Origin of the sequence: Parafilimonas terrae (assembly GCF_900115755.1) — a bacterium.
Lineage (GTDB): Bacteria > Bacteroidota > Bacteroidia > Chitinophagales > Chitinophagaceae > Parafilimonas > Parafilimonas terrae.
On the sequence record NZ_FOXQ01000001.1, the window covers coordinates 933,502 to 959,594 of the forward strand.

Below are 26,093 nucleotides of genomic sequence, written 5' to 3' on the forward strand. Positions count from 1 at the left end.
AGTAAAAGACTATTTATTGCAGGATATGCTTTTGCAATAAAAAGGCCTGATAACTTTTAAAGTCACCAGGCCTTTTTTCTATAAAAAAATAGAACAGATTATTTATACATCTCTTCCCGCAGTGCATGCACCCTGCTATCTTGCATATATTCATCAAAATCCATCAAACGGTCAATGGTACCGGTTGGTGTTAGTTCGATGATGCGGTTGGCCACCGTTTGTATAAACGTATGGTCATGCGAAGTAATTAATACAATACCAGGGAATACCTGGCAGCCTTCGTTAAAGGCCTGTATGCTTTCCAGGTCAAGGTGGTTGGTAGGCTGGTCGAGCGTAATTAAATTAGGGTTCTGCAGCATCATGCGGCTGATCATACAGCGTACTTTTTCGCCTCCGCTTAAAACATTTGTTTTCTTTAAAATATCATCACCACTGAATAGCATTTTGCCTAAAAATCCGCGCAGGAAAGGTTCATCGGCATCTGTAACATGCGGCGGCACATATTGGCGCAGCCATTCTATCAGCGTCAATCCTTCCGTAAAAAATTCAGTGTTTTCCAGCGGCAGGTAAGCTTTTGTAATGGTTGTGCCCCATTCAAATTTGCCGCCATCGGCTTGTTCATTGCCATTGATGATTTCAAAGAAATTGGTTATTGCCAGCGCATCTTTACTAAAAAAGGCAATTTTTTCGCCCTTATTTACGCTGAAACTTACTTTATCAAACAGTTTTCTGCCATCAACAGTTTTACTAAGATTTTCTACATTAAGAATTTGATTGCCCACCTCGCGCAAGGGCTGAAAAATAATGCCGGGATAACGACGGTTACTGGGTTCAATTTCCTCTACGTTTAATTTCTCCAGCGCTTTCTTCCTGGAAGTTGCCTGCTTACTCTTGGAAGCGTTGGCAGAAAAACGCGCAATAAAATCTAATAGTGCTGCACGTTTTTCTTCAATTTTCTTATTCTTATCATTTATCTGGCGGCTCATTAACTGTGAGCTTTCGTACCAGAATGTATAGTTGCCGGTAAATATTTTTATTTTCTGCCGGTCAACATCGGCAACATGGGTACATACCGCATCTAAAAAGTGACGGTCGTGGCTCACCACCAAAACTATATTTTCATAGTCAGCCAGGAAGTTTTCGAGCCAGCCGATGGTTTCAATATCCAGGCCGTTGGTAGGCTCATCCAATAATAAAATATCCGGGTTACCAAACAGCGCCTGCGCCAGCAATACACGCACTTTTAAATTGCCGGGAATATCCTGCATCAGGCTGTTATGAAATTCTTCGGTAACACCGAGGCTGCTTAATAAACTGGCGGCGCTGCTTTCGGCTTCGTAACCGCCCATTTCGCCAAATTCCCCTTCCAGTTCGGCGGCGCGCATGCCATCTTCCTCATCAAAATCTGCTTTGGCATAAATAGTTTCGCGTTCATGCATCAGCTTCCAAAGCTTGGCATGGCCCATCAATACCGTATTTAAAACAGTTTGTTCATCAAATTCAAACTGGTTTTGTTTTAATACGGCCATACGTTCGCCGGGCGTAATTTCAACAACGCCTTTATTGGGTTCAATTTCCCCACTTAATATTTTTAAAAAGGTTGATTTGCCTGCACCATTGGCGCCAATAATGCCATAGCAATTTCCCCTGGTGAAACTGAGGTTAACTTCATCGAATAAAACACGCTTGCCATAAGCCAGCGTAACATTTCTTACACTAATCATTACTTACCCTTAATTTTTTTGAAGGCGCAAAAGTAAAACAACCCTCCCAATCCATCAAGCTGGAGAACTTCTTTAAATACATTGATTTGCTAATCAGGGCATTAAATAATTTTTTTATTGAAATTTCCTTTTGTTTTCAAAATGAATGCTTTACATTTAGGGTTGTTTTTACATTCATCTTAAAAATCAATCACCATGCGCAAATCTGATCTCATCAATAACATATCAGATAAAACAGGCATCCCCAAGGTTGACGTGCTGGTAACCGTAGAAACATTGATTAAGGAAATTAAAGGGAATATTGCCAAAGGAGAAAACATTTACATCCGCGGTTTCGGAAGCTTTATTACCAAAAAAAGAGCTGCTAAAATTGGGCGCAATATTAAAAAGAATATTGCCGTTCACATTCCGGAACATTACATTCCGGCTTTTAAGCCTTCTAAAGAATTTGTGAATGAAGTAAAGCAAATGCCTACGCAGCAGTAACTTTGCAGCCTTAATATTTTTTCGTGCGAAAACAACAATGGATTTTAGGTTTATCAGGTATTGTGGTGTTGCTGCTGTTATTTTTTTTCGGTAATACAATTCCACCTGATAAGGGTACGCCTGCCACGGCCACAGCCAATGCACCGGCACATTTAACAACCGATGCAGTTATCTCTCAATTTAAAAGCGGGCTTGATACCCAGCAGATTCAAAAAATAATACAGCTTGAAAACAGCGTTGTGCGTGGCGATGTGCGCGACCAGCAGATTCATGTTTACCACCAGTTATCTTCTTACTGGGCAGATACGCTGCATAATTCAATAATGGGCGCCTATTATACCGGCGAAGCTGCCAAGTTGGAAAATTCTGAAAAAAATCTCACATTTGCAGCCCATTTGCTGTTGGATGACATGATGTCTGCAACTGATGCCTCTCAGCAGCACTGGCTGGCGGAACAAGCCAAAGAGTTATTTGATAAAGCGCTTGTAATAAATCCCAACAACGATTCCTCAAAAGTTGGCGTTGGTGTTTGTTATATGTTTGGTAATATTTCTGACAATCCCATGCAAGGCATTCTTGCCATTCGGGAGATTGCAGATAAAAACCCTGATAACCTTTATGCGCAAATGATGCTGGGCCTTGGCGGTATTCAAAGTGGCCAATACGATAAAGCGGCTGAACGCTTTCTCACCGTAGTAAAAAAACAACCGGATAATATTGAAGCTATTTTAAACCTCGCCAGCATTTACGAACATTTGGGTAATAAACCAGAAGCGGCAAAATGGTATAAAAATGCTTTAAACTACATTCAGGTACCACAAGCCAGGAAAGAAATTGAGGATAGAATTAAATCATTACAATAATTTAAATCACTAAAACAAAATTATTTGATATGCCTTGTGGTAAAAAAAGAAAACGTCATAAAATAGCAACGCATAAGCGTAAAAAAAGATTAAGAAAGAACCGCCATAAAAAGAAAAACAGATAAATTTGATTACCGGCGCAAAGCCCTTGCGCCGGTTTTTCCCCTATCCTCTGCCTTACCTTTCCTTCCTTGTACGAATGCTGCGTGTACATGCTTGCTGTACAGGCATTTTTGTAATTTAATTATGGCATAATAAAGAATGAATTTGTGAACAAAGAAATGATAATTAACGCCACAACCAATGGCGTTGAAATTGCCTTGCTTGAAGATAAGAAGCTGGTAGAACTGCATCACGAAAAAGCGGATGCCAGTTTTGCTGTCGGCGATCTGTACCTTGGCAAAGTAAAAAAATTAATTCCCGGTTTAAATGCAGCTTTTATTGATGTAGGCTTTGAAAAAGATGCCTTCCTGCATTATACAGACCTTAGCCCTTACGCCCGGTCTGTTTTAAAATTTACACAACTGGCCATCCAGCAAAAAGATAATGAAGTGCTGGATTTTTCAAAATTTGAGGTAGAACCGGAAATAGTGAAGACAGGGAAAATAAGTGAAGTAATAAAAGGCAAACCGGAAATACTGGTCCAGATTTTAAAAGAACCTATCGCTGCCAAAGGGCCCAGGCTAAGCTGTGAAATTTCGCTGCCGGGGCGCTTCGTGGTAATAACGCCTTTTAATGACATCGTTGCAGTTTCAAAAAAGATACATAGCTCGGAAGAAAGGAAACGCCTTCAGAAAATTATTGACGCCATAAAACCCAAAAATTTCGGCGTGATTGTGCGTACAGCGGCAGAAGGGAAAAATACAGCAGAACTGCATGAAGACCTTTCCCAGCTTATTCAAACCTGGAAAAGCATTCAGCAGAACCTGAAAGCTGCCAAAGCGCCGGCGAAGATTCTGAGCGAACAGGATAAAACAACCAGCATTCTGCGCGACCTGCTTACCGAAGATTTTAACCGCATTGTTATTAACGACCGCAATGTTTATAATGATACCCGCTCTTACATACAAAAGATAGCGCCCGAAAAAGCGGATATTGTAACCAATCATGTAAACGGCGTACCTGTTTTCGACCAGTTTGGCATAACCAAACAGGTGAAAGCAGCCTTTGGTAAAACCGTTAACCTTCCAAGCGGCGCTTATTTAATTATTGAGCACACTGAAGCGCTGCATGTAATTGATGTAAACAGCGGTTATAAAAGCGTAAGCAATAACCAGGAAGAAAATGCGCTGGCAACCAATCTGGAAGCGGCTGAAGAAATAGCTAGGCAATTACGTTTGCGTGATATTGGCGGCATTATCGTGGTTGATTTTATTGATATGAAACTTCCTGACAATAAGAAAAAACTGCAGGAAGCAATGGATGGTTTTATGAGGCCAGACAGGGCAAAACATGCCGTGCTGCCCATTTCAAAGTTCGGGCTGATGCAAATAACCAGGCAGCGCATGCGGCCGGAGATGAGCATCAACACTTCCGAAATTTGCCCAAGCTGCAATGGCACCGGCAAAGTAGCGCCTACATTATTATTGGTGGATGAAATTGAAAACCGCCTTAATTATCTTGTAACGCATAAGCATAAGAACCTTACCATAAACGTTCATCCTTACCTGTATTCACATTTAACCAAGGGCTTATTCTCCATTGCCTGGAAATGGAACCGCAAGTACAAAACCCGCATTCGTGTAAAATCCAATCCTGATTATTACTTAACAGAGTTTCATTTCTTTGATGCACAGGAAGAAGAAATAAAATTCTAACCTTATAATTTCAAGATATTAATCCCCCGGTGCACCGGGGGATTTTTTATGCCGCAGATGCAAAAATTGTAAGGCCTTATTACCGCATTCAGTTAAAAGTATTGTCAAATTCAGGCTGTCTATTTAATACTCTTCCGGATGTTTTACATTCGCCATCTCAAAAATTCATGCATGAAAATATTCAAATCATTATTGCTGATTGTTGGCATTTGTTTCTCATTAATCACACTTGCACAGCCGCCCCGCGGTATTAACTGGGCTGCCGACGGCAACAGCTATTATGAGGCTTCTGCCGATGGTATTATTAAAGTTGAAATGCCTTCGTTTGCCGTAACAACAATTGCCACTGCGCAGCAATTAACGCCGGCCGGCGCAGCGCAACCGTTGCATGTGCGCAATTTTTTCTTTTCTGTTGATGGCAAAAAACTGCTCATTTATACAAACAGTAAAAAGGTTTGGCGTTACGATACCCGCGGCGATTACTGGGTTTTAAATACAGCCGATAAATCTTTAAAGCAGGTTGGAAAATCATTGCCGCCATCTTCGCTCATGTATGCAAAATTTTCTCCCGATGGTAATAATATCGCCTATGTTAGCAATCATAATTTATATGTGGAAGATTTAAATTCAGGCACTACAAAGCAGCTTACAACAGATGGCACAGACCGCATGATAAACGGCACTTTCGATTGGGTGTATGAAGAAGAATTTGATTGCCGCGATGGTTTTCGCTGGAGTCCCGACAGTAAAACTATTGCTTACTGGAAAGTAGATGCCACAAAAATCCCTAACTTTTTAATGATCAATAATATCGATTCAACTTACCCGTTTGTAAACCCTGTTGAGTATCCTGTTGCCGGGGTTGATCCTTCACCCTGTTATGTTTACACCGTGGATGTTGCCAGCGGCAATTCGGTTAAAATGAATATTCCCGGCGATCCGCAGCAGCATTATATTCCGCGCATGGAATGGGCTGCTAATGCTTCACAACTCATCATACAACAATTCAACCGCAAGCAAAATGAAATTAAGCTCATGTACTGCGATGCAGCTACCGGCAATACCAGTGAAATTTATACAGAAGCCAGCAAGACATGGATTGATAATAAAAATGTATGGGCATATAATAATTTTAAAACAGGATGGGAATGGGTGAAGAAGGGCAACGCATTTTTATGGGTGAGTGAAAAAGATGGATGGCGGCACATTTATTTAATTGACAGGGATGGTAAAAAAGAAACGCTTTTAACCAACGGCAATTATGACATTATTACGCTGAATGGCTATGATGATAAAAGCAGTTATGTGTATTTTATGGCCTCACCGGATAATGCCACACAGCAATATCTCTACCGCGTAAAAATGGACGGCAAAGGCAAAGCTGAACGTTTATCGCCTGCCAATGAAAGCGGCACACACGATTACGATCTTTCTCCCAACGGCCTGTATGCTTCGCATGAATTTTCAAATATCAACACAGCGCCTGTAGAAGACTGGGTAAGCCTTCCGCAGCATAAAATAATTAAACAGGAAGACAATGCAGGCTATGGCCGAAGCTTACCACATGCAGAAATGTTCCAGGTTACTACAGATGATGGCGTTACAATGGATGGCTGGATGGTAAAGCCCGCCAACTTTGATTCAACCAAAAAATACCCCGTAGTGTTTTATGTTTATACAGAACCAGCTTCGCAAACAGTTGTTGACAAATACGGTGCAGGATTTAATTTTTTGTACAACGGCAGCATGGCAGATGATGGTTACATCTATATAAGCCTTGATGGCCGCGGTACACCTGCGCCCAAAGGCGCTGAATGGCGTAAAGCTATTTACCGGAATATTGGCCGTATTAATATCCGCGACCAGGGTATGGCGACAAGGAAAATTATTCAATGGCCGTTTGTTGATACAAGCCGCGTTGCAATATGGGGCTGGAGCGGCGGCGGTTCCACAACGCTTAACTGCATGTTCCAGTTTCCTGATGTTTATAAAACAGGCATTTCCATTGCTGCGGTTGATTACCAGCTTACCTACGATAATATTTACCAGGAACGTTACATGGGTTTGCCACAGGAAAACAAGGAAGATTTCATTGCAGGTTCGCCTGTTACCTATGCAAAAAATTTACAGGGGCATTTACTCATCATTCATGGTACGGGCGATGATAATGTGCATTATAAAAATGCAGAGCTGATGATAAATGAACTGATAAAATATAATAAGATATTCCAGTTTATGCCTTATCCAAACCGTACGCACAGCATAAATGAAGGCGAGGGGACCACAAAGCATTTACGCAATCTTTATACTACTTTTTTGCAGCAGTATTGCCCGCCGGGAGGAAGGTAGGAATGATGACAGATAGGAGATGACGGATGACAGAAAGGGCACTTGAGAATAATACATCTCCGTTAGCTCCCTTGTGTGAAAAACCATTAAAACTTAATTTCATCTGTTTTACTTTGCGTGTATGAGCACATTAAAAGATCTGCGCATTGTTTTTATGGGCACACCCGAATTTGCCGTTGCTTCCCTGGAAGCTTTGGTAAATGCCGGCTGTAATATTGTTGGCGTAATTACCGCGCCTGATAAGCCTGCGGGCCGCGGCATGCAGTTGCAGCAAAGCGCTGTAAAAAAATATGCCGTTGAAAAAAGCCTCACTATTCTTCAACCGGAAAAATTAAAGAACCCTGTATTTGTTGAGCAGTTAAAATCACTTCAGGCAGATGTGCAGGTGGTAGTTGCCTTTCGCATGTTGCCCGAAACTGTATGGAACATGCCACCACTTGGAACGATTAATGTACATGCATCTTTATTACCGCAATACCGCGGAGCGGCGCCTATAAACTGGGCTATTATAAATGGTGAAACAGAAACAGGCATTACCACTTTTAAACTGCAGCATGAAATTGATACGGGCAATATTTTAATGCAGGAAAAAATGGCTATCGGAGAAAAAGAAACAGCAGGGGAATTGCATGATAAGCTGAAAGAATTAGGCGCATCATTAATTGTAAAAACAATAAATGAAATAGCTAAGGGAAATATTAAAGAGCAACAACAACTCACAACTCACAACTCACAACTCACTATCAAACATGCGCCTAAACTAAACACTGAAACCTGCAAAATAGACTGGAACAATAATGCATCAGATATTTATAATTTAATTCGCGGCTTATCGCCTTACCCGGCTGCTTTTACTTATCTGAATGATAAAGTGCTTAAAATTTTTTCCGCTGAAAAAGAAACAGCAACACACAATTTTTCAAATGGTTCTTTTCACACCGATAATAAAACCTATTTAAAATTTGCCTGTGCTGATGGTTTTATTTATTGCAGTGATGTGCAGTTGCAGGGAAAGAAACGAATGCATATAGAAGATTTTTTACGGGGCTACAGGTTTAATTAGCAGATTTTAGGTTACAAGTTACCGGCTGCCGGCAACACTTTATACATCGCTGCTAAGGGGAATTGTGAATGCAATTATATTTTCATCTCCAATTCTTTCAAACAGGATGCTGCCCTTTAATAAAATAATACGGTTTTGAATATTCTTTAAACCAAGGCCTTTTTTTTCGTAACGCAGCTTTTCAAATTCCGGCTGCGTTAAGCCCTCGCCATTATGCTTTATCACAAAGCGAAGCCTGCCCCCCGAGACAAAAGACTGAATATTTAATTGAGTGGCGGCGCTATGTTTAATAATGTTTCCGCACAGTTCCTGCAATATCCTGTAAATGCTGATAGCGCCTTCAGGGTTTCTTGATTCATACGATTCATCTAACTGCGTTGTTATATCTAACTTGCCCGGCTGGTTGAGTTTTTGGGTGAAGCTGTAAATGGCTTCATTCAAACCAAATTCCTTTAAAACGTTTGAATGCAGGTTATGCGATATAAAACGCACTTTCTGAATGGATTCATTTAATAGCTCAATCGATTTCTGAAAAATTTCATTTTCATTTTCTCCCATCTTCTCGGCATGCAGGTTATACAGGTACAATCTTGTTGCCGAAAGCAATGCGCCCACTTCACCATGCAACTGGTCTGAAATGCGGTGCCGTTCTGTTTCCTCACTCATTACCGCAGCCCTTATCAGTTCGTTCTGCTGTTCTTCTTTTAAGTGCAGCAGGCTTTGCTGGTATTGAAATTTTTTACGCTGGCTGGTATTGAATGCAATTAAAAAACTTATAATAAGCAATAACATTGCGGCAATAGCCACAGTAACAAATACTGTAATATTAATTGCCGGTATGTTTAGAATTTCCATAAAACGCCCTTGCTATAAATAAACAAAATACAAGATAGTTGATGTTCTGAACAATATTCCAAACAGCTGCAGCATAATGGTTATTACTATTAATAAGTGCATTATAAAACAGGAACAGCGGAAAGCAAACAGCTTCGTAAACTGCAAGGCCCATTATAATAAAAGAAGAAATATCAACCCGTTTGGAAACTTCATCCGTTTTAAGCTTTTTCAAAAAATACAATATGCATAGTACGAGCAAAATTAAAGCTTCGAGGCTAAAGGTGGTTGAACTGAATGCCGTTAGGAAATCTTCAAGAAATATAAAATTGAGCAGGATTATAATAATGGCTGTGCCGTAAACAACCGGTATAATTTTTTTATTTGGCAACAATTCTATTCGTGCAAAAAACCACATAAAGCAACTGAGCCTGCACACAGAAATAAGTGTGTAATAAAAATGATTGTTATCTATTATATTAAAGTAAACGGTATAAGAGCCTAAATACAGGCATAGTATTAATGCGAGGTAAATTTTAACCGGCTTTAAATAATAATTGTGCGGCTTGCAAAAAAGCCACACAATTATGGGCAACAGGGTTGCCCATAATTCCGTCCATTGTAAAATATAAAGAATGATCAAGGTTATGGAACAAGGCTTGGCGGAACCGGGTTAAAACTCCTGGCAGCAGCCAGCTTTTTATAAATTTCTCCAAGCACTTCTCTCCTGGTAGCTGCGTCAAGCTCATCCAGCATATCGAAGGTTAAATTTTCATACCCATCCACCTTTACATCCTTCAGCAATGCCTTTGGGCTTTGCGCTGAAAATTTATAAAGCACATAAGGGTTTTGATAGAAAGGAATTAAATAATAGGTTTTGGAAGTATCTAAACCTCCGGGAATGGAATCAAGCGAATAACTCCATTTTAATGTGGACAGTATAAATGTATCAGCGGGTAAATTTATGTTTGATGATTTTTGCAGTGTTATACTGCTAAAAGGCGGATTAATATGCGAGTTATACGCTGAAGCGTCTGCATAAAAATGCGTGCCATCATCAGTTTTAAACTGCAAAACAATTATACCGCTTGCATAATTATTAAGCACTCTCTTTATTTCAGCGCCTTTAACAGACATAACGGCTACGGAAACCTGGGCACTGGCATTGAAACAAAAGTTAGCAGCTATAAGGAAACAAATAAAAGAAGGTAGTTTTCTTGTCATAACGGGGCTTTTAGCAGCCAAAGATAACGTCTTCAGCGCATTTCTTTTTCATGCAGCTAAACCTTCCAAAACTGTTTTAATAAAGTTTACAATCACGCTGTAAAATCAACTCTCAACTAACACTTATCTTTACCAACTTCTATGCAACTCGCAACATTTTTAGCAAAGCGTATAGCATTTAATAAACAACATTCCTTTTCAAGGTTTATTATAAAACTGGCCACCGCTGCAACTGCCTTGAGCGTGGCGGCTATGATTATTACACTGGCTTTTGTAAACGGGTTTCAATATGCGGTAAGCAATAAAATATTCAACTTCTGGGGGCATTTGCGCGTGCAGGAATATGAGCCTGATAAAGCTATGATTGCCGAAGAAACGCCCTGGCAACCCAACGATACAACACTGCAGATATTGCATATTTTTCCACAGGTAAACCAGGTGCAGGCTTTCGCTACCAAGAGCGCCGTAATTGAAAAGAATAAAGAAATAGAAGGCGTACTTTTTAAAGGCGTAGATACAGGTTATGATTTTAATAACCTTACAACATTTTTAAAGCAGGGCCGCTTTCCAAAATTTGATACCGCGGGCTACAGCAGGGAGATTTTAATTTCAGAACCTGTTGCCAGCGAACTGCAAATAAAATTGAACGATTCGGTAAATGTTTATTTTATTAACCAGCAGGAAGGCAGGGCAAACGTAAGGCGGCTGCAGGTATGCGGCATTTTTAAAACCGGTATTGAAGAATATGATAAAACCTTTGCCATAGGCGATATACGCCTGCTGCGCCGCGTGTATAACTGGGATCATGGCGAGATAGGCGGCTATGAGATTTTTCTGAAAGATTATAAACAAATGGACACCATCAACTCCATGCTGTATGAAATGCTGCCGCAGGCATGGATAAGCCGCACCATTAAAGAGATTTATCCCAATATATTCGACTGGCTGCAGATACAGGATGTAAACCGCAATGTAATTTTTACAGTTATGGCCATTGTTGCCATTATCAATCTTGTAACCTGCTTATTAATACTAATTCTTGAACGCACAAGAATGACGGGCATTTTAAAAGCGCTTGGCTGCCGCGACTGGGTAATACAAAAAATATTTCTTTACCATGCAGGTATTATTGCTGTGCGGGGTATTCTCATAGGCCTTCTATTCGGATTGGGTATTTGCATCTTACAACAGCAAACCGGTTTTATAAAAATGAATGAAGCTGCTTACTATGTTTCGGAAGCGCCTGTTTATATCATCTGGTGGCAGGTAATTGCTGTGTGCGCAGCCACATTGCTAGTTTGTTTTTTAGCATTGCTAATCCCCACATGGCTTGTAAAAACCATCAGGCCGGTTAAGGCAATTCAGTTTAGGTGAGGAGTTGATTGGTTGAAAAGTTGATTGGGTTGATTAGTGAGGGATTAGGAATAAAACCTGTGAACTTGTTGCAACATCAGCATTATTTATTCGAAGCGTTTTACTAGTTTTTACATTAATATTATACAGGCATTAAAACTGTACAAGTACATTTGCAGCAAAGCAAACTTATAACCATGCGCACCGCCAAAGATATTTTACAGCAAAAAGGGGCACAGTTTAATTACATCGATCAAAACGAAAATGTGTTGAATGCAATTGGCCAGTTAAAATCTAAAAATATCAGCTACCTCATCGTTACAGACGATGACAATAAATACATAGGCATATTTTCAGAGCGGGATTACACGCATAAAGTAATTCTTGAAAACAGGCATTCCGCAACAACGAAAGTAAAGGACATAATGACGGCCAACCTTGTAAATGCTTCTCCCGAAGATTCTACCAGTAAGCTTATGTTGCTGATGAACAGCTCCAAAGCAAGATATATTCCTGTTTTTGATGCAGGCAAATTCGTTGGCATTATTACCATCCACGATCTTATGCGGGAAGCCATGGCCGATTATGAACAGGGCAGAAAGGAACTGGAAGCGCACCAGATAGAATTCTTAAAATCCAGCAGTTAATTGCTAAAGCAATCCGCTTAAAGCTGTCTAAATTTATTTCTGCCACAGATGCACGGATAAAACCTGTGCATCTGTGGGTAACACCACTTTAATCTTTTCAATTATTTCGCCGGCGTAATTACAATATTCCTGTATTCAATCGGGCCGTGATCGCCCTGCAATAAAATAGGGCCCGGCTCACCTTCACGGCTGTTTAAAGCACCGCCTGTAATTCCCGGAATTTCACGGTTGCAGATAACTGTTTTACCATTGGCCACAACGGTTACCATTCTCCCTACCAGCGTTATATCATAAGCCTGCCATTCGCCGGGCTGTTTAGCTGCAATTTCAGTAGGCTCAACAAAACCATAAATAGCGCTGAATACATTTTTAAAAGGTTCATTGCCGTTGCTTGCTTCTATTTGTACTTCATACCTGCCGCGCAGGTAAACGCCGCTGTTACTGCCTTCGGGATAGCGGAATTCAATATGCAGTTTAAAATCTTTAAATGTTTGATCGGTTACCAGGTTCGCACCTGAATGCGGGCTTTGCAAAACGCCATTATTTACAATCCATTGATTAGTGCTTCCCATAGCATGCCAGCCGGATAAGTCTTTACCATTAAACAAGGTAATTGGTTTTTGCCAGGAAAGCGTTGCTGTTGCAGCCAAAGCAGGTGCACGCACAGCGCCAAAGTTCATCGCCTTTCCGTCGGGCATAGTTATTTTACCGGCAAGCGTATCTGCATTTAATGCCGCTTCCACAGAAAGATCATTGGAACCACGCTCCCATTGCGGCGGAATAGAAAAGCTTAATTTGTTGTTGCTGAAATTTACCCTTGATACAGGCCTTGCACTCCCACCGGTGCCCACGAATTCTCCAATTAATGTGCTCGTTCCGGAACGCTGCACCATAAGCCAGGATGGATATTCCTTTCCATTGTCATAAATGGTAATATCCCACCTGCCGATAACAGCAGCTGAATTATCAGTTTGAGCACTGCCGGATATTCCGGTACATAAAAAAATAATGAAAGACAGGCAGGCTCCGTAAGTTTTTATCAATACATTTTTCATATAGCTGAAGAATTGTGGCTAAATGTAGTTGAAAAAGCAGTAAATGCAAAAGCATTCCGGGATGAGATGGCGCAGCTATCTGCACGTTTCATAATTTGTTATATGTGTTTGTCCTGTTCATCCATCATCTTTCCTTAAACTTTATCTTTGCGCTCCTTTTATAAAGCGTATGTTTAACAAGAGAACGAAAATTAAAGCGTTGCTGGCCACAGAGCCGGCAGGCCAGGAAGTTACAGTAATGGGTTGGGTGCGCACATTTCGCAACAACCAGTTTATAGCTTTAAACGATGGCAGCACTAACCAGAATTTACAGGTAGTTGCCGCTTTGGGTTTACTGGACGATGAAACGCTGAAACGCATTACAACCGGCACTTCCCTTAAAGTAGTGGGCGAACTGGTTGTAAGCCAGGGAAAAGGGCAAAAGAGTGAAGTAAAAGCAGTATCAATTGAAGTGCTGGGCGATTGTGATTCCGAGCAGTATCCTCTGCAACTAAAGAACAGGCCCAGTCTTGAATACCTGCGTGAGATAGCGCACCTGCGTTTTCGCACCAATACATTTGGCGCTGTATTCCGCATTCGCCATTCACTGGCTTTTGCCATTCATAAATTCTTTAATGATAAAGGTTTTATTTACCTGCACACGCCTGTTATCACAGCCAGCGACGCAGAAGGCGCCGGTGAAATGTTTCGCGTAACCACTTTGCCTTTTGATAACCCGCCCCGAAACGATGATGGCAGTATTAATTTTAAAGAAGATTTCTTTGGCAAAAGCACCAATCTTACGGTAAGCGGACAATTGGAAGGCGAGCTGGCGGCGATGGCGTTCAGTGATATTTATACGTTTGGGCCAACGTTCCGTGCAGAAAATTCCAATACAACAAGGCATCTTGCAGAGTTCTGGATGATAGAGCCGGAGATGGCTTTTTATGATATTGAAGACAACATGAACCTCGCCGAAGAATTCATCAAATATCTTATTGGATATGTGATGAGCAACAACCGCGAAGATCTAGTATTTCTTGCCCAGCGCCTGGCCGACGAAGAAAAACAACTGCCACAGGATAAACGCAGCGAATTTGGTTTGATAGAGAAACTTATATTCGTTCAAAGTAATGCTTTTGAAAGAATTACTTATACAGAAGCAATAGACATTCTTTTAAACAGCAGCCATTATAAAAAGAAGAAATTTCAATACGAAGTAAAATGGGGTATTGATTTGCAGAGTGAACATGAACGCTACCTGGTAGAAAAACATTTCAAAAAACCGGTTATTGTTACGGGTTATCCTGCCGCCATCAAAGCATTTTATATGCGCATGAATGATGATGGCAAAACCGTTGCCGCCATGGATATTCTTGCGCCGGGCATTGGTGAAATTGTGGGCGGTTCGCAGCGTGAAGAACGTTATAATAATCTGGTGGAAAGAATGGAAGCCATGCACGTGCCGGTTGAGGAAATGCAATGGTACCTTGATACACGCCGTTTTGGTTCTGTGCCGCACGCCGGCTTTGGATTGGGCTTTGAACGCATGGTGCAGTTTGTGACGGGCATGACAAATATTCGCGACGTTATTCCTTTTGCAAGAACGCCAAAGAACTGCGAGTTTTAAACAGGTTTTTTAGTGGATTCGTTAAGGTAGTTTCTTTTCAAAAACCTGCTCAAAGTATTGAAGCAAAGAACGTGTTTTGATGAACCCGAAATTCGAAACACACCGCCGTTATGTTGACATATTAATTACCTGCACAGCCTGTTTATAAGTTCTGCATGTTTTGGGAAGGCCTGTAATAATTCAGTTTTATCCGCCATTTCAAAGTCAGCAAAATCAAACCCGGGTGCAACCGTACAGCCGCTTAGAACAAAGCTGGCTGTTGCCGCACACTCAGCAGCAAACCAGGCATAAGCAGGCACAATAAACTGAAAAGTTTCGCCTTCGTCAATGGCAGCGCCTAATGAGATGCATTCATAATGCCCGTTGCTATGCAAAACATAAATATGCAAAGTATCGCCTGCATAATAATGCCAGCATTCGTCGCTTTTTATACGGTGGAAGGCTGAAAAATCGCCTTGTTCCAGCAAATAGTAAATAGCTGTTGAAAAATGCCGGCCGCCTGTAAAATCATTTAAGGCGCCTGCTTCAATTAAACCTTTGCTTCTATAAGTTTCTTTGTAATAGCCACCTTCGGGATGGGGTAATAGGTTCAAATGATCTATGTAAAAAGCTGCGTTTTTCATGTTAATTCTATAATAAACCGGGCAATTTTTTATGGATAATCTAACGTTGCTGCAGATGTCTTACAGATAATTAAATATGCTGATGATACTGTGGGGGTGTACAATACATTAATAAGAACTGGAAACAAATTCAGAAATTAAATTTCATCAGGCTTGCCTTCTTCAAGGTCACCGTTTTCATTTACACTTAAATCAGTGCTATCCGGTGAAGTATCTTCCGTTGTTTCCGGTTCAGGCGTTTCAATTATATCAGTTATTGATTCTCCGGCAACAGCAGTTTCTTCAATAATTTCTGCCTCAGCCTCAGCCGTTTTAAAATCATCTTCATTCATTAATGTTGGCTGTGTCATTTGTTCGGCAAATACTTCTTTTATTTTTGGAAGGTCTTCAGAAGTGTTGATGCCAAAATAATCCATAAAGCTTTTGGAAGTTGCATATATAAGTGGCTTGCCGGGCAGGTTTTCGCTGCGGCCTGTAATCACGATCAGTTCTTTCTCCAGGAGTTTTTGAATACTGTAATCGCTGTTTACACCGCGAATGCTTTCTATTTCACCTTTGGTTATAGGTTGTTTATAAGCAATAATAGCCAGGGTTTCCATCGCAGCAGTGGAAAGGCGTTTTAAAAACTTATCTCCGTTAAGCTGCGCAATAGTTTTATGGTAATCTTTTTTGGTGAGAAATTGCCAGCCGCCGCCGCTCTCCTTCATTTCAAAAGGATAAAACTCGCTCTGGTATTTTTCACGAATGCCTTCAATGCAACTTTCAACCTGGTCTAAATTAATGCGTTCTTCCAGGAAGCCCAGGGCATTATTGATCAGTTCAACAATGTCTAAAGCCGTCAATGGTTTTTCACTGGCAAAAATCAAGGCTTCTATATGGGGAATGATTGCTTTAAGTTCCATTGGAATTTGAGAATTTGAAAATTTGAGAATTTGAAAACGGTCAGGCTTTACAATTATTCATTACCGAATTTCCAAATTTTCAAATTGCTGATTAACCCTGCAATGCTGCGGCGCCGCTCACTATTTCCGTAAGCTCGGTTGTAATGGCTGCCTGGCGTGCACGGTTATAAGAAATACGCAAGCTTTTCAGCAATTCATTGGCGTTATCACTGGCTTTATCCATTGCCGTCATGCGGGCGCCATGCTCGCTGGCACTGGCATCAAGCACAGCTTTATATAATTGGGTGTTGAGAATTTTAGGCATCAGTTCAGCAACCAGCTTGTCCTGTTCGGGCTCAAAAATAAAATCTGCTTTTTTAGCGCCTTTTTTCTGCTGCACTTTGGGAATTGGTAAAAACTGTTCTGCCACAAAACGCTGGGTGGCGGCATTTTTAAATTCACTGTAGATAATATCAACAGCATCAAACTCTTTATTTTCGAAAGCCTTCACAGCAGCCTGGGCAATCTCCTGCACATTTTCAAATTTCAGGTTCAGAAAAATATCCCTGTAAGTGCCGGTGGTTTTATAGCCTGAACGGGTAAGGCTTTCATAACCTTTTTTTCCAAGGTTCCAGATGGTTACGTTGCCTTTGGCAAACTGGCTGGCATATTTATCGGCAACAAGCTGTTTTGCCAGCTTTACTATATTGGCGTTATAACCGCCGCAAAGGCCACGGTCGCTGGTAATAACTATCAGCAGTACTTTTTCAACAGGCCTTTCAGCAGCCAGTTTTATATCTGCACCACCTTCAATATTACTTACAATATTGCTCAGCATTTCCTGCAATTTTTGGGCATAAGGGCGCATTTGCAAAATAGCATCCTGTGCACGGCGCAGCTTAGCGGCGCTCACCATTTTCATTGCCTTTGTAATTTGCTGTGTACTTTGTACGGATGAAATTCTGTTGCGTACTTCTTTTAATTGACCGGGCATATTGCTTTTAATTGTTTAAGTTTCAAGGCCTGCGCTCATTTTGAAAGCATCAAACCTTTAAACTGTGAACTTAATTTTGGGCGCAAAAGTAAGTAATGTTGAGGAGTTAATAATACTTGTTTTTGCCCGGGCCGGGCCGGCCTAATCTTTCCCTGATGCCAATGCTGAAAATGCTGCTTTTGGAATAACCGTATTCAGCGAAAAACGACTTCCAGTGGCCGGCAACGAATGCCATATTTACCCAACCATTTTTATAACTGTCATATTTATCCGTGCTGTAGGTTTCGTAATATCTCCCATAACCCACTTCCAAAAACCTGAACGTGTAGCTGATCCTGCTGCCAAAATGCACCGGCGCATCATTGCTGGGAAATATAACCAGTTCGGGAGTAAGGCTAAATCCATATATGCTGTAAGAAACGGCGGGTGCTATTAATACCCTTTTTGGATTTGCCTGCAGGCCGCCTCTCATCTGGATGTAAAACTGGGCGGAGCTTTTATAAGATAATAAACAGATACAGGTGCATACAGCAGCGCGCATAGCCATGTACAGGCATCGGCTTATCATAAGATTGGAATTTATGTAAATTTAAAAAATTCACATAAATATTCAGAACTCCATTTTCATTCGCAAACACGCACTATCGAAAAAACCTGCATAACTGATTGATAATTTTTAAGATTTATGTTAATAACTTCTGTCGCCATTAGTAAAGTATTACCTTGCAACCCTTAAAATTCTGCCAGTTTGACTTTAAAAAACCGGCGCACAATTTTTGACAACAAAAAATTTTTATTGCAAACAGCCAACTTGATATATGCTCAAATTTTTAAATAAGATTTTAGGTGGTAATAAGAGCGAAAAGGATGTAAAAAAGATAGAACCGCAGATTGAAAAAATCAACAGCTTTTTTAACCAGTACCAATCGCTTACCAACGACGAACTGCGTGGAAAGACTACAGAGTTCAGGCAGCGCATCCAGGATCATTTAAAGGAAATTGATGATACAATTGCGGCAAAAAAAGCCGAAGCAGAGGCCTTGCCGGAAGATGATATGATTACCCGCGATACTTTATATAAAGAAGTGGATGATCTGAAAAAAGACCGTGATAAAAAAATTGAAGAAGCGCTGAATAACATTCTTCCCGAAGCTTTTGCCGTGGTAAAAGAAACCGCACGGAGGTTTAAGGAGAACGAGCAGATTATTTCAACGGCAACCCAGCTCGACCGCGATTTAAGCGTTAAGAAACAATATATTAAAATTGATGGCGACCAGGCGATTTATAACAATAGCTGGCCTGCGGCAGGCAACCTTGTAACCTGGAATATGGTGCATTACGATGTGCAGCTAATTGGCGGTATTGTTTTGCACCAGGGTAAAATTGCCGAAATGGCCACCGGTGAAGGTAAAACGCTGGTATCAACGCTGCCAGCTTACTTAAATGCTTTGGCCAGCGAAGGCGTGCACATTGTTACGGTAAACGATTACCTCGCCAAACGCGATAGCGAATGGAACGGTACTATTTTCGAATGGCTTGGTTTACGGGTTGATTGTATAGATAAACATCAGCCTAACACCGCCGACCGCCGCAATGCTTACCTCGCAGATATAACTTACGGCACCAATAATGAATTTGGTTTTGATTACCTGCGCGACAATATGGTGCACACGCCCGAAGAAATGGTACAGCGCAAACATCATTACGCTATGGTGGATGAGGTGGATAGTGTGCTGATTGATGATGCCCGTACACCATTAATCATTTCAGGGCCTGTTGGCAAAGACAACACCACCCAGCAATTCTTTGAACTAAAGCCGCGTATTGAACAACTGGTAGAAATACAAAAACGTGTTGTGAACCAGTTTTTGAATGAAGCGAGAAAAAAAATAAGTGAAGGGGATGATGATCCTAAAAGCGGCGGGCTTGCTTTGTACCGCGCCTTCCGCGGGTTACCTAAAAACTCAGCGCTGATAAAATATTTAAGTGAACCCGGTATTCGCGTAAAAATGCAGAAGGCCGAAAATCATTATCTCGCCGATCAGCAAAAAGAAATGCGCGTGGTAGATGAAGAATTATATTTCTATATTGATGAGAAAAATAATTCTGTTGAGCTTACAGACAAGGGCATTCAGCTCATAACCAAAAGCGGAGAAGACCCTAACTTTTTCATACTGCCAGATATTGGCGTTGACCTCGCTGCCATTGATGCCGACACAACACTTGATGCCGACAATAAGCTGCATAAAAAAGAAGCTGTTTTAAACGATTATGCTGCAAAAGCAGACCGCATTCACACCATTCAGCAGTTATTAAAAGCTTACACATTATTTGAAAAAGATGATGAATATGTAGTGCTTGACGGCGCTGTAAAAATTGTGGATGAACAAACAGGCCGTATAATGGAAGGCCGCCGTTATTCAGACGGATTGCACCAGGCCATTGAAGCCAAAGAAAATGTAAAAATTGAAGCGGCTTCCCAAACGTATGCAACGGTTACTTTACAAAACTATTTCAGGATGTACCACAAGCTCGCCGGCATGACCGGTACTGCCGAAACGGAAGCAGCCGAGCTTTGGGACATTTATAAACTGGATGTGGTAAGCATTCCCACCAATGTGCCTTGTGTAAGAAAAGACGTGGAAGATCTTGTTTATAAAACCAAGCGTGAAAAATATAAAGCTGTTATTGAAGCCATCGAAGAAATGCGCAATAGCGGCAGGCCTGTGCTTGTGGGTACAACCTCGGTGGAAGTGAGTGAATTGCTGGGCCGCATGCTGCAGCAAAAGAAAATTCCGCATAATGTATTAAATGCAAAACAGCATCAGCGTGAAGCGCAGGTGGTTGCAGAAGCCGGCTTGGCTGGCAATGTTACCATCGCTACCAACATGGCCGGTCGTGGTACGGATATTAAACTCGGCCCCGGCGTAAAAGAAGCTGGCGGGCTGGCTATTCTTGGTACGGAAAGGCATGAAAGCCGCCGTGTTGACCGCCAGTTGCGTGGCCGTGCAGGCCGCCAGGGCGACCCCGGTTCTTCCCTGTTCTTTGTATCACTGGAAGATGATTTGATGCGTATGTTTGGCAGTGAGCGCATTGCCAAGGTGATGGATTTTGCCGGTTATAAAGAAGGCGAGGTTATTCAGCACAGCATGGTTACAAAAAGCATTGAGCGCGCCCAGAAAAAGGTGGAAGAAAACAACTTTGGCATTCGTAAGCGCCTGCTGGAATATGATGACGTAATGAACAAACAGCGTACGGTTATTTATACCAAACGCAATCATGCTTTGTTTGGCGAACGCCTGGCGCTCGATTTGGACAATGCTTTTTACGATGTGGCCGATGGCCTTGTGGCAACTTTCAAAGAACGCAACGATTATGAAGGCTTTAAACTGGAAACAATCGTGAACCTTGGGTTAAGCACATCCATTACGCAGGAAGAGTTTGAAAGAACTGATGAAAAGAACCTGTCGCAGCGCTTGTATGAAGAAGCTAATGCAAATTACCAGCGCAAGCGCAAAGACCTTGCACAGGTGGCTTTACCTGTATTTAAAAACATCCGCGAAACGCAGGGCGCCCATATTCAAAATGTGGCAGTACCATTCAGTGATGGAAGAAAAGCCGTGCAGGTATTGGTAAATCTTGATAAAACCCTGCAGTCTTCCGGCGCAGAATTGGTGAATATGCTGGAAAGAAGCGTAACGCTCTTTTTAATTGATGATGCCTGGAAGGAGCACCTGCGTGCTATGGACGATTTGAAACAAAGCGTTCAAACGGCGCATTATGAACAAAAAGACCCGCTGGTAATTTATAAGGGCGAAGCATTCAATTTATTCAGCCAGATGAACGGCCAGGTAAGCAACAGCATTGTAAGTTTCCTGTGCCATGCAGAACTGCCGGTTCAGCAAAATGTGCCGGTGCGGGAAGCTACGCAGGAAAAAACCGACATGAGTAAAATGCGTTCCAACAAACGCGAAATAGATAATGCCGGCCAGGATTATGCTGCCGACGAAAGCGATTATTATGATCCAACCCCGGTAAAACAGGAACCGGTAAGGGTTGGCCCTAAAGTAGGCCGTAACGATCCTTGCCCCTGCGGCAGCGGTAAAAAATATAAAAACTGCCACGGAAGGGAAGAATAAATTTGTTATATAAAATAAAGAAAGCCTGGTGAAAACCGGGCTTTTTTTATGTGCAACAGAAGAATGCCGGCTTCAGGCTGCTTATAAAAAATATTGTTTGTAATAAGTTCACCGGCTGAAAACTTTCATTCTCTTATTGGTATTTCTTCATTACATTAAATAACACTTTGTACTGTGCAGAATCCAGGCCAGGCAAAGTATCCTGCATCCAGTGGCGTTTAAAAGCTATAATAGCTGCAGTGGTATCTCTCACATCAAAACCGATGATGCGCAAAGCCTGTATATCATCAAAAGTTGGCGGCAAAGCCAGGTTGGTGGTATCGTCGTACCAATAACTGTAGCCGCTGTCGGCAAGCATTTTCCAGGGAAAGCGAAAGTTGGGGTCATTTTTTCGTGTAGGCGCAATATCTCCATGCCCGATAAAATTGGCCGTTGGAATGCCATACTGCTTTTTAAGCGCCGAAAGCAGGTGCAGCAAGCTCGCTATTTGCGGACCGGTGAAATCTTCAAAACCATTATTATCAAGCTCAATTCCAATGCTGCTGCTGTTAATATCCCTGTCGTTGCCCCAGCGGCTTATGCCCGCCTGCCAGGCACGCAGGTAATCGTTCAGCATGTGATGAATTGTGCCGTCTTTACAAATTACATAATGCGCACTCACCTGCGAATGCGTTACCGTAAATGTCCTGAGCGTTTGTTCGCAACTGTTTTGCGCTGTGTGGTGAATGATAACAAAATTGGGTTTGCGCAAATTGAAATTGATCGTTCCAACAAAATCCATGTTAGGAAATGAATCTTCAAGCGGGTATTGTTTAATGACGGCGGCCAGGTCTTTTACCTGCTGTTTGTATATTTTATTGGTAGAGGCATAAGGTCTTTTGACACAGCTTACACAAACAACCAGGAACAGGCAGATTATATACTTCATGAAATGGAGTTGAAAATCTAAGATATAGGTTTTAAGCTTCTTTATGTATGAAACCCGCTGGTGAAGGTTGAAGTTTAGGGAAATAGTGGCCGGTTAAAGTCGGGAAAAAATTGAGTTTCTCCGGGAGAAATGCCGGGAAAAACCAGGAAAGCAAACGGCAAATTTGGAAAGATTGTTACTTTAAAAGTAGATTTACCGGCTTCGTGTAATTTGGCAATATTGATTTTGTAATGCTATTTTAAAATCAACCTTTCGTTTATAAACTTTAGATTATATACTCAATTTCTCAGAAAAAAATACCAATGTTTAATTGACGATAAACACATTCGTATTACAACGCAAGATGCAGGTTCGCCGCCCAGGCACAAAGAGGCAGTCAAAGAAGAAATTGAGATAAGCAAAAGCCTGATAGAAATATTTATACAAGGAGCTATAGCTCAAAAATAAAACTTATACAGCTCAGGAAATTAATAAGTATTGTGTGATTGACTCAACCTTATTGCCATATTGCAACCGCACAATATATAATCCTTTTGCAAGGCCGTCGGCCCTTAAATTAAAGCTTTGTTTTCCTTTTACGCTTTTTGTAAGTGTAAACACCTTCGCTATTGAGCCGCTCATGGTGCATACCTGCACGTGTATCACTCCTGTACTGCCATTATTTATCTCTATATTGAATTTATCAGTTGCCGGGTTGGGAAATATATGAAATGGCGTTGCGTTTTCCTGCAAAGGCATATTTAGCATTTGTGCAATGGCTGCGTCGGGCCGAACAAATTCTATCCAGTTGATGTTCCAGTCCTGTGATGCGGTAGAAACAATACGCAATGTTTGCTTGCCCGAAGGAATGGTTATGGACGTGCTGGCAGTCGACCATTTTTGATAGCCACCGGTCCTTGGAATATTTACCCTTGCCAATACAGTGCCGTCTGACTTTCTTATTTCAAGCCTGGCCGAATAGTTTGGCGTAGCCAGCCTTAAATTCACGCTGTATGTTCCCGCAGCGGCAGCATATACTGTATAATCCATCCAGTCGTTCTTGTTTATCCATCCCACATCAAGGCCTCCGCCGGTATCGCCCGTAGGTTCCATTTGTATGCCTGACATCTGGCTGTAATCTTCTGCCTGTACTTTAGAAGGTATAGGTATGCCCGCGGATATGCCGCGTACAAACGATATCCAGTTAATATTCCAAATAGCAGCCTCCGTGGATATAACCCTTAGCGTTTGATAGCCTTGTGGGAGGGTTACAGTTACACTTCTTGTGCACCAGCCCTGGTAACTGGCGGTATTGGGTATATCAACTGTTGCCAGTACAGTGCCATCAGGCTTGCGCAACTGAAGCTTGCCGTTATTTAAAGAAGTAGCCACTCTGAAGCTGGCTGTATAAGCACCTGCAGAATCAACATACACAGAATAGTCCATCCAATCGTTCTTATCAATCCATCCCACATCCTGCCCGCCGCCGGTATCGCTTGTGGCTTCTTTTTTTACACCATTCATTGCATCATAATCTTCAGCCTCAATTTTTCCCGGAATTGCTTTATAACCGGTAAGCGCAGCCTTTACAACAATTGCTACGTCGTCGGTTGCAGAGCTTCCGTTATTATCAGTAACCGTTAACCTGAAAATATATGTTCCGGCAATAAGGCCGGTTACAGTTGTTTTAGCAGCCTTGCTATTGCTGATAACATATTGCGCAGGCCCCGATATTTTTGTCCATTTATATGATGAAATTGTTCCGTCAGCATCCGTTCCCGACCCATTTAAGGTTGTGGAGTTAACAGGCAATATAAGTGTTATGTCGCTGCCCGCATTGGCAACAGGTGCAATATTCAGGGGCTGCACTTTAATAACAACGGTATCTTTTGCTGTGGCGCCATCATCATCAGTGGCTGAAAATTCAAATTTGTAACTGCCTTGTATTAAACCGGTAATGGCAGTTTGCAAGGCGCCTGGTTGCTTTATTACCGGGGAGCCCGGCCCGGCAACTTTTTTCCAGTTATGCGCTGTTATTGTTCCATCGGCATCGGTGGCAGTGCCCGTTACAGTTGTAGAATTAACCGGCAGTTTTATTGTTTGGTCTTTGCCTGCGCTTACCACGGGAGGCATGTTGGGTTCTGGTAAAACTATTACCTTGGCAGTGTCTTTGGCTATGGCGCCTGAATTGTCTGTAACTTTTAACTCAAATTGATAAGTACCGGCAACAAGATTGGTCACAGTAGTTTTAGCCGATGTTGGAGAAGCGATAGTGAATTGGTTTGGGCCTCCAACTTTTGTCCACAGGTAAGCTGTTATTGTTCCATCAGTATCTGTACCGCTGCCTGATAAGGTTGTTTTGTTTACCGGCAAGGTAATGGTTTTATTTGCGCCGGCATTGGCTGCGGGAGTTTTATTAACGGCCGGATCTGAACCGGCCCGCTGGTATTGCAGCATCCATTCATATAAATTAAGTTTGAAAGTATTGCTTCGCCAGGAAGCGTCAGTCACCTTATTCCAAAGAGCTGTATCATGGCCATACCCGGCAACACCTGTGGCTACAGCAGGCACCAAAGGAGCAGGGGTTGCAGTATTGATGATATTTACATAAGGCAGTGAAACAACATTATAAAAAAGGTCCCTGGTGCCGCATATCGTCCAAACCTTTACACCATACTTTCCGCTGATATATTGAATGTTTCCATATTCCTTGACTGGGTTATTTACCCCTGTGGGACTTATAGGGATAATGGCGGAAATTTTCTTTGTAAAGTTACTATCGTTGGTAACGCAGGACCATGTGCCCCCGCCGCCTGCAGATTCACCTATTATATACACCCTTGTTGCATCAACCCTATATCTTTTTTCTATATCGGCCAATATATATACTACCTGCGCATAGGTATATGACCATCCACTGATTGTGGGCGCCTGGGGCGATACCACTATAAACTGGTAATTTTTTTTATCTGAAGGATTTACAGCCTGCGGGTTCCAGCCCTGGGCTATTTTTTTAGGCAGCCCCACTTTAATAAGATTATTCAACCCTGAAACACCATCGCCAACTTCTCCAGCCGCATGTAAAAATATAATAAGCGGGTAGCTTTTACTTGTTGAAGCATAATCTGTTGGCAACCAGGTAAGCCCGTATGTTGTGGACCCCTTTGAAGAAATGGGATACTGATCAACATTTTGCCTGCCAATAACTGTTTGAGCGCTTGCCGCATAAGTAAAATACAATAGCAATAATGCAGCAATAACATACATTTTCATAGCGTACAGAATTATTACGGATTATAACTTTTTTAAGCGGTTGTTGTTATTTGCTTCTATAAAATATCAGGCAGATAACTGCACATTCACAGAGTTTATAAAAGCTCAATAGCCAGGTAGTTTGCCGCGAAAATAAAAAATATGCAGCAATAATGTTGTTGCCTGTGCTAATGAATTACTGAAGCAGGAAAATGTTTGGTTTGTTTTGTTGCTGTCATCAGCAGAAAAGCCATAGATACAGGTCAATTTATT

20 protein-coding genes are annotated in these 26,093 nt (G+C 41.7%); 9 read left to right on the forward strand and 11 right to left on the reverse strand.

What is annotated here, in order from left to right; all coding sequences use genetic code 11:
• Positions 1–98: 98 nt before the first annotated feature.
• Positions 99–1,724 (reverse strand): ABC-F family ATP-binding cassette domain-containing protein, encoded by a 1,626-nt coding sequence (locus BM015_RS04020; protein ID WP_090654683.1) that lies wholly within the window; start codon positions 1,722–1,724, stop codon positions 99–101.
• Positions 1,725–1,919: 195 nt separating this feature from the next.
• Here BM015_RS04020 and BM015_RS04025 point away from each other — a divergent pair, with 195 nt between their 5' ends.
• From BM015_RS04025 to fmt, 5 genes are all read left to right on the forward strand, one after another.
• Complete coding sequence (locus BM015_RS04025; protein ID WP_090654685.1) at positions 1,920–2,210, forward strand: HU family DNA-binding protein; 291 nt, start codon at positions 1,920–1,922, stop codon at positions 2,208–2,210.
• Between the two features lie 23 nt (positions 2,211–2,233).
• On the forward strand, positions 2,234–3,073 hold the full coding sequence (locus BM015_RS04030) for a tetratricopeptide repeat protein (RefSeq protein WP_245751213.1): 840 nt from the start codon (positions 2,234–2,236) through the stop codon (positions 3,071–3,073).
• 269 nt (positions 3,074–3,342) lie between these two features.
• A complete protein-coding gene (locus BM015_RS04035; protein ID WP_090654687.1) occupies positions 3,343–4,890 on the forward strand; it encodes an Rne/Rng family ribonuclease in 1,548 nt (515 codons plus the stop codon).
• Between the two features lie 171 nt (positions 4,891–5,061).
• Positions 5,062–7,239, forward strand: coding sequence for a S9 family peptidase (locus BM015_RS04040; protein ID WP_090654689.1), 2,178 nt, complete (start codon positions 5,062–5,064; stop codon positions 7,237–7,239).
• A 121-nt stretch (positions 7,240–7,360) separates the two neighbouring features.
• Positions 7,361–8,302: a methionyl-tRNA formyltransferase gene (fmt, locus tag BM015_RS04045; protein WP_245751215.1), complete on the forward strand. Its 942-nt coding sequence runs from the start codon at positions 7,361–7,363 to the stop codon at positions 8,300–8,302.
• 39 nt (positions 8,303–8,341) lie between these two features.
• Here the strand turns inward: fmt and BM015_RS04050 are convergent, their stop codons facing one another.
• The 3 genes from BM015_RS04050 to BM015_RS04060 all read right to left on the reverse strand — a co-directional run bounded on the left by BM015_RS04050 (position 8,342) and on the right by BM015_RS04060 (position 10,360).
• Positions 8,342–9,157, reverse strand: coding sequence for a sensor histidine kinase (locus BM015_RS04050; RefSeq protein WP_090654691.1), 816 nt, complete (start codon positions 9,155–9,157; stop codon positions 8,342–8,344).
• Positions 9,129–9,371, reverse strand: a complete 243-nt coding sequence (locus BM015_RS21360) for a hypothetical protein (protein ID WP_143075743.1) — start codon at positions 9,369–9,371, stop codon at positions 9,129–9,131. Before BM015_RS21360 ends, BM015_RS04050 begins: the two co-directional genes overlap by 29 nt.
• 410 nt (positions 9,372–9,781) lie before the next feature.
• A complete protein-coding gene (locus tag BM015_RS04060) occupies positions 9,782–10,360 on the reverse strand; it encodes a hypothetical protein (RefSeq protein WP_143075744.1) in 579 nt (192 codons plus the stop codon).
• 141 nt (positions 10,361–10,501) lie between these two features.
• Here BM015_RS04060 and BM015_RS04065 point away from each other — a divergent pair, with 141 nt between their 5' ends.
• Both BM015_RS04065 and BM015_RS04070 read left to right on the forward strand, forming a co-directional pair.
• Positions 10,502–11,734: an ABC transporter permease gene (locus BM015_RS04065; RefSeq protein ID WP_090654697.1), complete on the forward strand. Its 1,233-nt coding sequence runs from the start codon at positions 10,502–10,504 to the stop codon at positions 11,732–11,734.
• Between the two features lie 176 nt (positions 11,735–11,910).
• Positions 11,911–12,360 carry a CBS domain-containing protein gene (locus BM015_RS04070; protein ID WP_090654699.1) on the forward strand — a complete coding sequence of 150 codons (450 nt, stop codon included), beginning with the start codon at positions 11,911–11,913 and terminating at the stop codon, positions 12,358–12,360.
• Positions 12,361–12,461: 101 nt separating this feature from the next.
• Here BM015_RS04070 and BM015_RS04075 read toward each other — a convergent pair whose 3' ends face one another.
• Positions 12,462–13,415 (reverse strand): 3-keto-disaccharide hydrolase, encoded by a 954-nt coding sequence (locus tag BM015_RS04075; RefSeq protein ID WP_090654701.1) that lies wholly within the window; start codon positions 13,413–13,415, stop codon positions 12,462–12,464.
• A gap of 169 nt (positions 13,416–13,584) precedes the next feature.
• On the opposite strand from BM015_RS04075, the gene asnS reads away from it, so the two are divergent.
• Positions 13,585–15,024, forward strand: a complete 1,440-nt coding sequence (asnS, locus tag BM015_RS04080; protein WP_090654703.1) for an asparagine--tRNA ligase — start codon at positions 13,585–13,587, stop codon at positions 15,022–15,024.
• Between the two features lie 125 nt (positions 15,025–15,149).
• On the opposite strand, the gene BM015_RS04085 is transcribed toward asnS, so the two are convergent.
• From BM015_RS04085 to BM015_RS04100, 4 genes are all read right to left on the reverse strand, one after another.
• Positions 15,150–15,647 (reverse strand): cupin domain-containing protein, encoded by a 498-nt coding sequence (locus BM015_RS04085; RefSeq protein ID WP_090654705.1) that lies wholly within the window; start codon positions 15,645–15,647, stop codon positions 15,150–15,152.
• Between the two features lie 137 nt (positions 15,648–15,784).
• Positions 15,785–16,549: an SMC-Scp complex subunit ScpB gene (gene scpB / locus BM015_RS04090; RefSeq protein ID WP_090654707.1), complete on the reverse strand. Its 765-nt coding sequence runs from the start codon at positions 16,547–16,549 to the stop codon at positions 15,785–15,787.
• Positions 16,550–16,640: 91 nt separating this feature from the next.
• Positions 16,641–17,522 (reverse strand): ATP synthase F1 subunit gamma, encoded by an 882-nt coding sequence (gene atpG / locus BM015_RS04095; protein WP_090654709.1) that lies wholly within the window; start codon positions 17,520–17,522, stop codon positions 16,641–16,643.
• A gap of 106 nt (positions 17,523–17,628) precedes the next feature.
• Positions 17,629–18,090 (reverse strand): hypothetical protein, encoded by a 462-nt coding sequence (locus BM015_RS04100; protein WP_143075745.1) that lies wholly within the window; start codon positions 18,088–18,090, stop codon positions 17,629–17,631.
• Positions 18,091–18,340: 250 nt separating this feature from the next.
• On the opposite strand from BM015_RS04100, the gene secA reads away from it, so the two are divergent.
• Positions 18,341–21,661 (forward strand): preprotein translocase subunit SecA, encoded by a 3,321-nt coding sequence (gene secA / locus BM015_RS04105; protein WP_090654713.1) that lies wholly within the window; start codon positions 18,341–18,343, stop codon positions 21,659–21,661.
• Positions 21,662–21,794: 133 nt separating this feature from the next.
• Here secA and BM015_RS04110 read toward each other — a convergent pair whose 3' ends face one another.
• The gene (locus BM015_RS04110) at positions 21,795–22,589 is read right to left on the reverse strand and encodes an N-acetylmuramoyl-L-alanine amidase (protein WP_090654715.1); all 795 of its coding nucleotides are present in this window, start codon (positions 22,587–22,589) and stop codon (positions 21,795–21,797) included.
• A 459-nt stretch (positions 22,590–23,048) separates the two neighbouring features.
• On the reverse strand, positions 23,049–25,841 hold the full coding sequence (locus tag BM015_RS04115; RefSeq protein WP_090654717.1) for a PKD domain-containing protein: 2,793 nt from the start codon (positions 25,839–25,841) through the stop codon (positions 23,049–23,051).
• Positions 25,842–26,093: the final 252 nt, after the last annotated feature.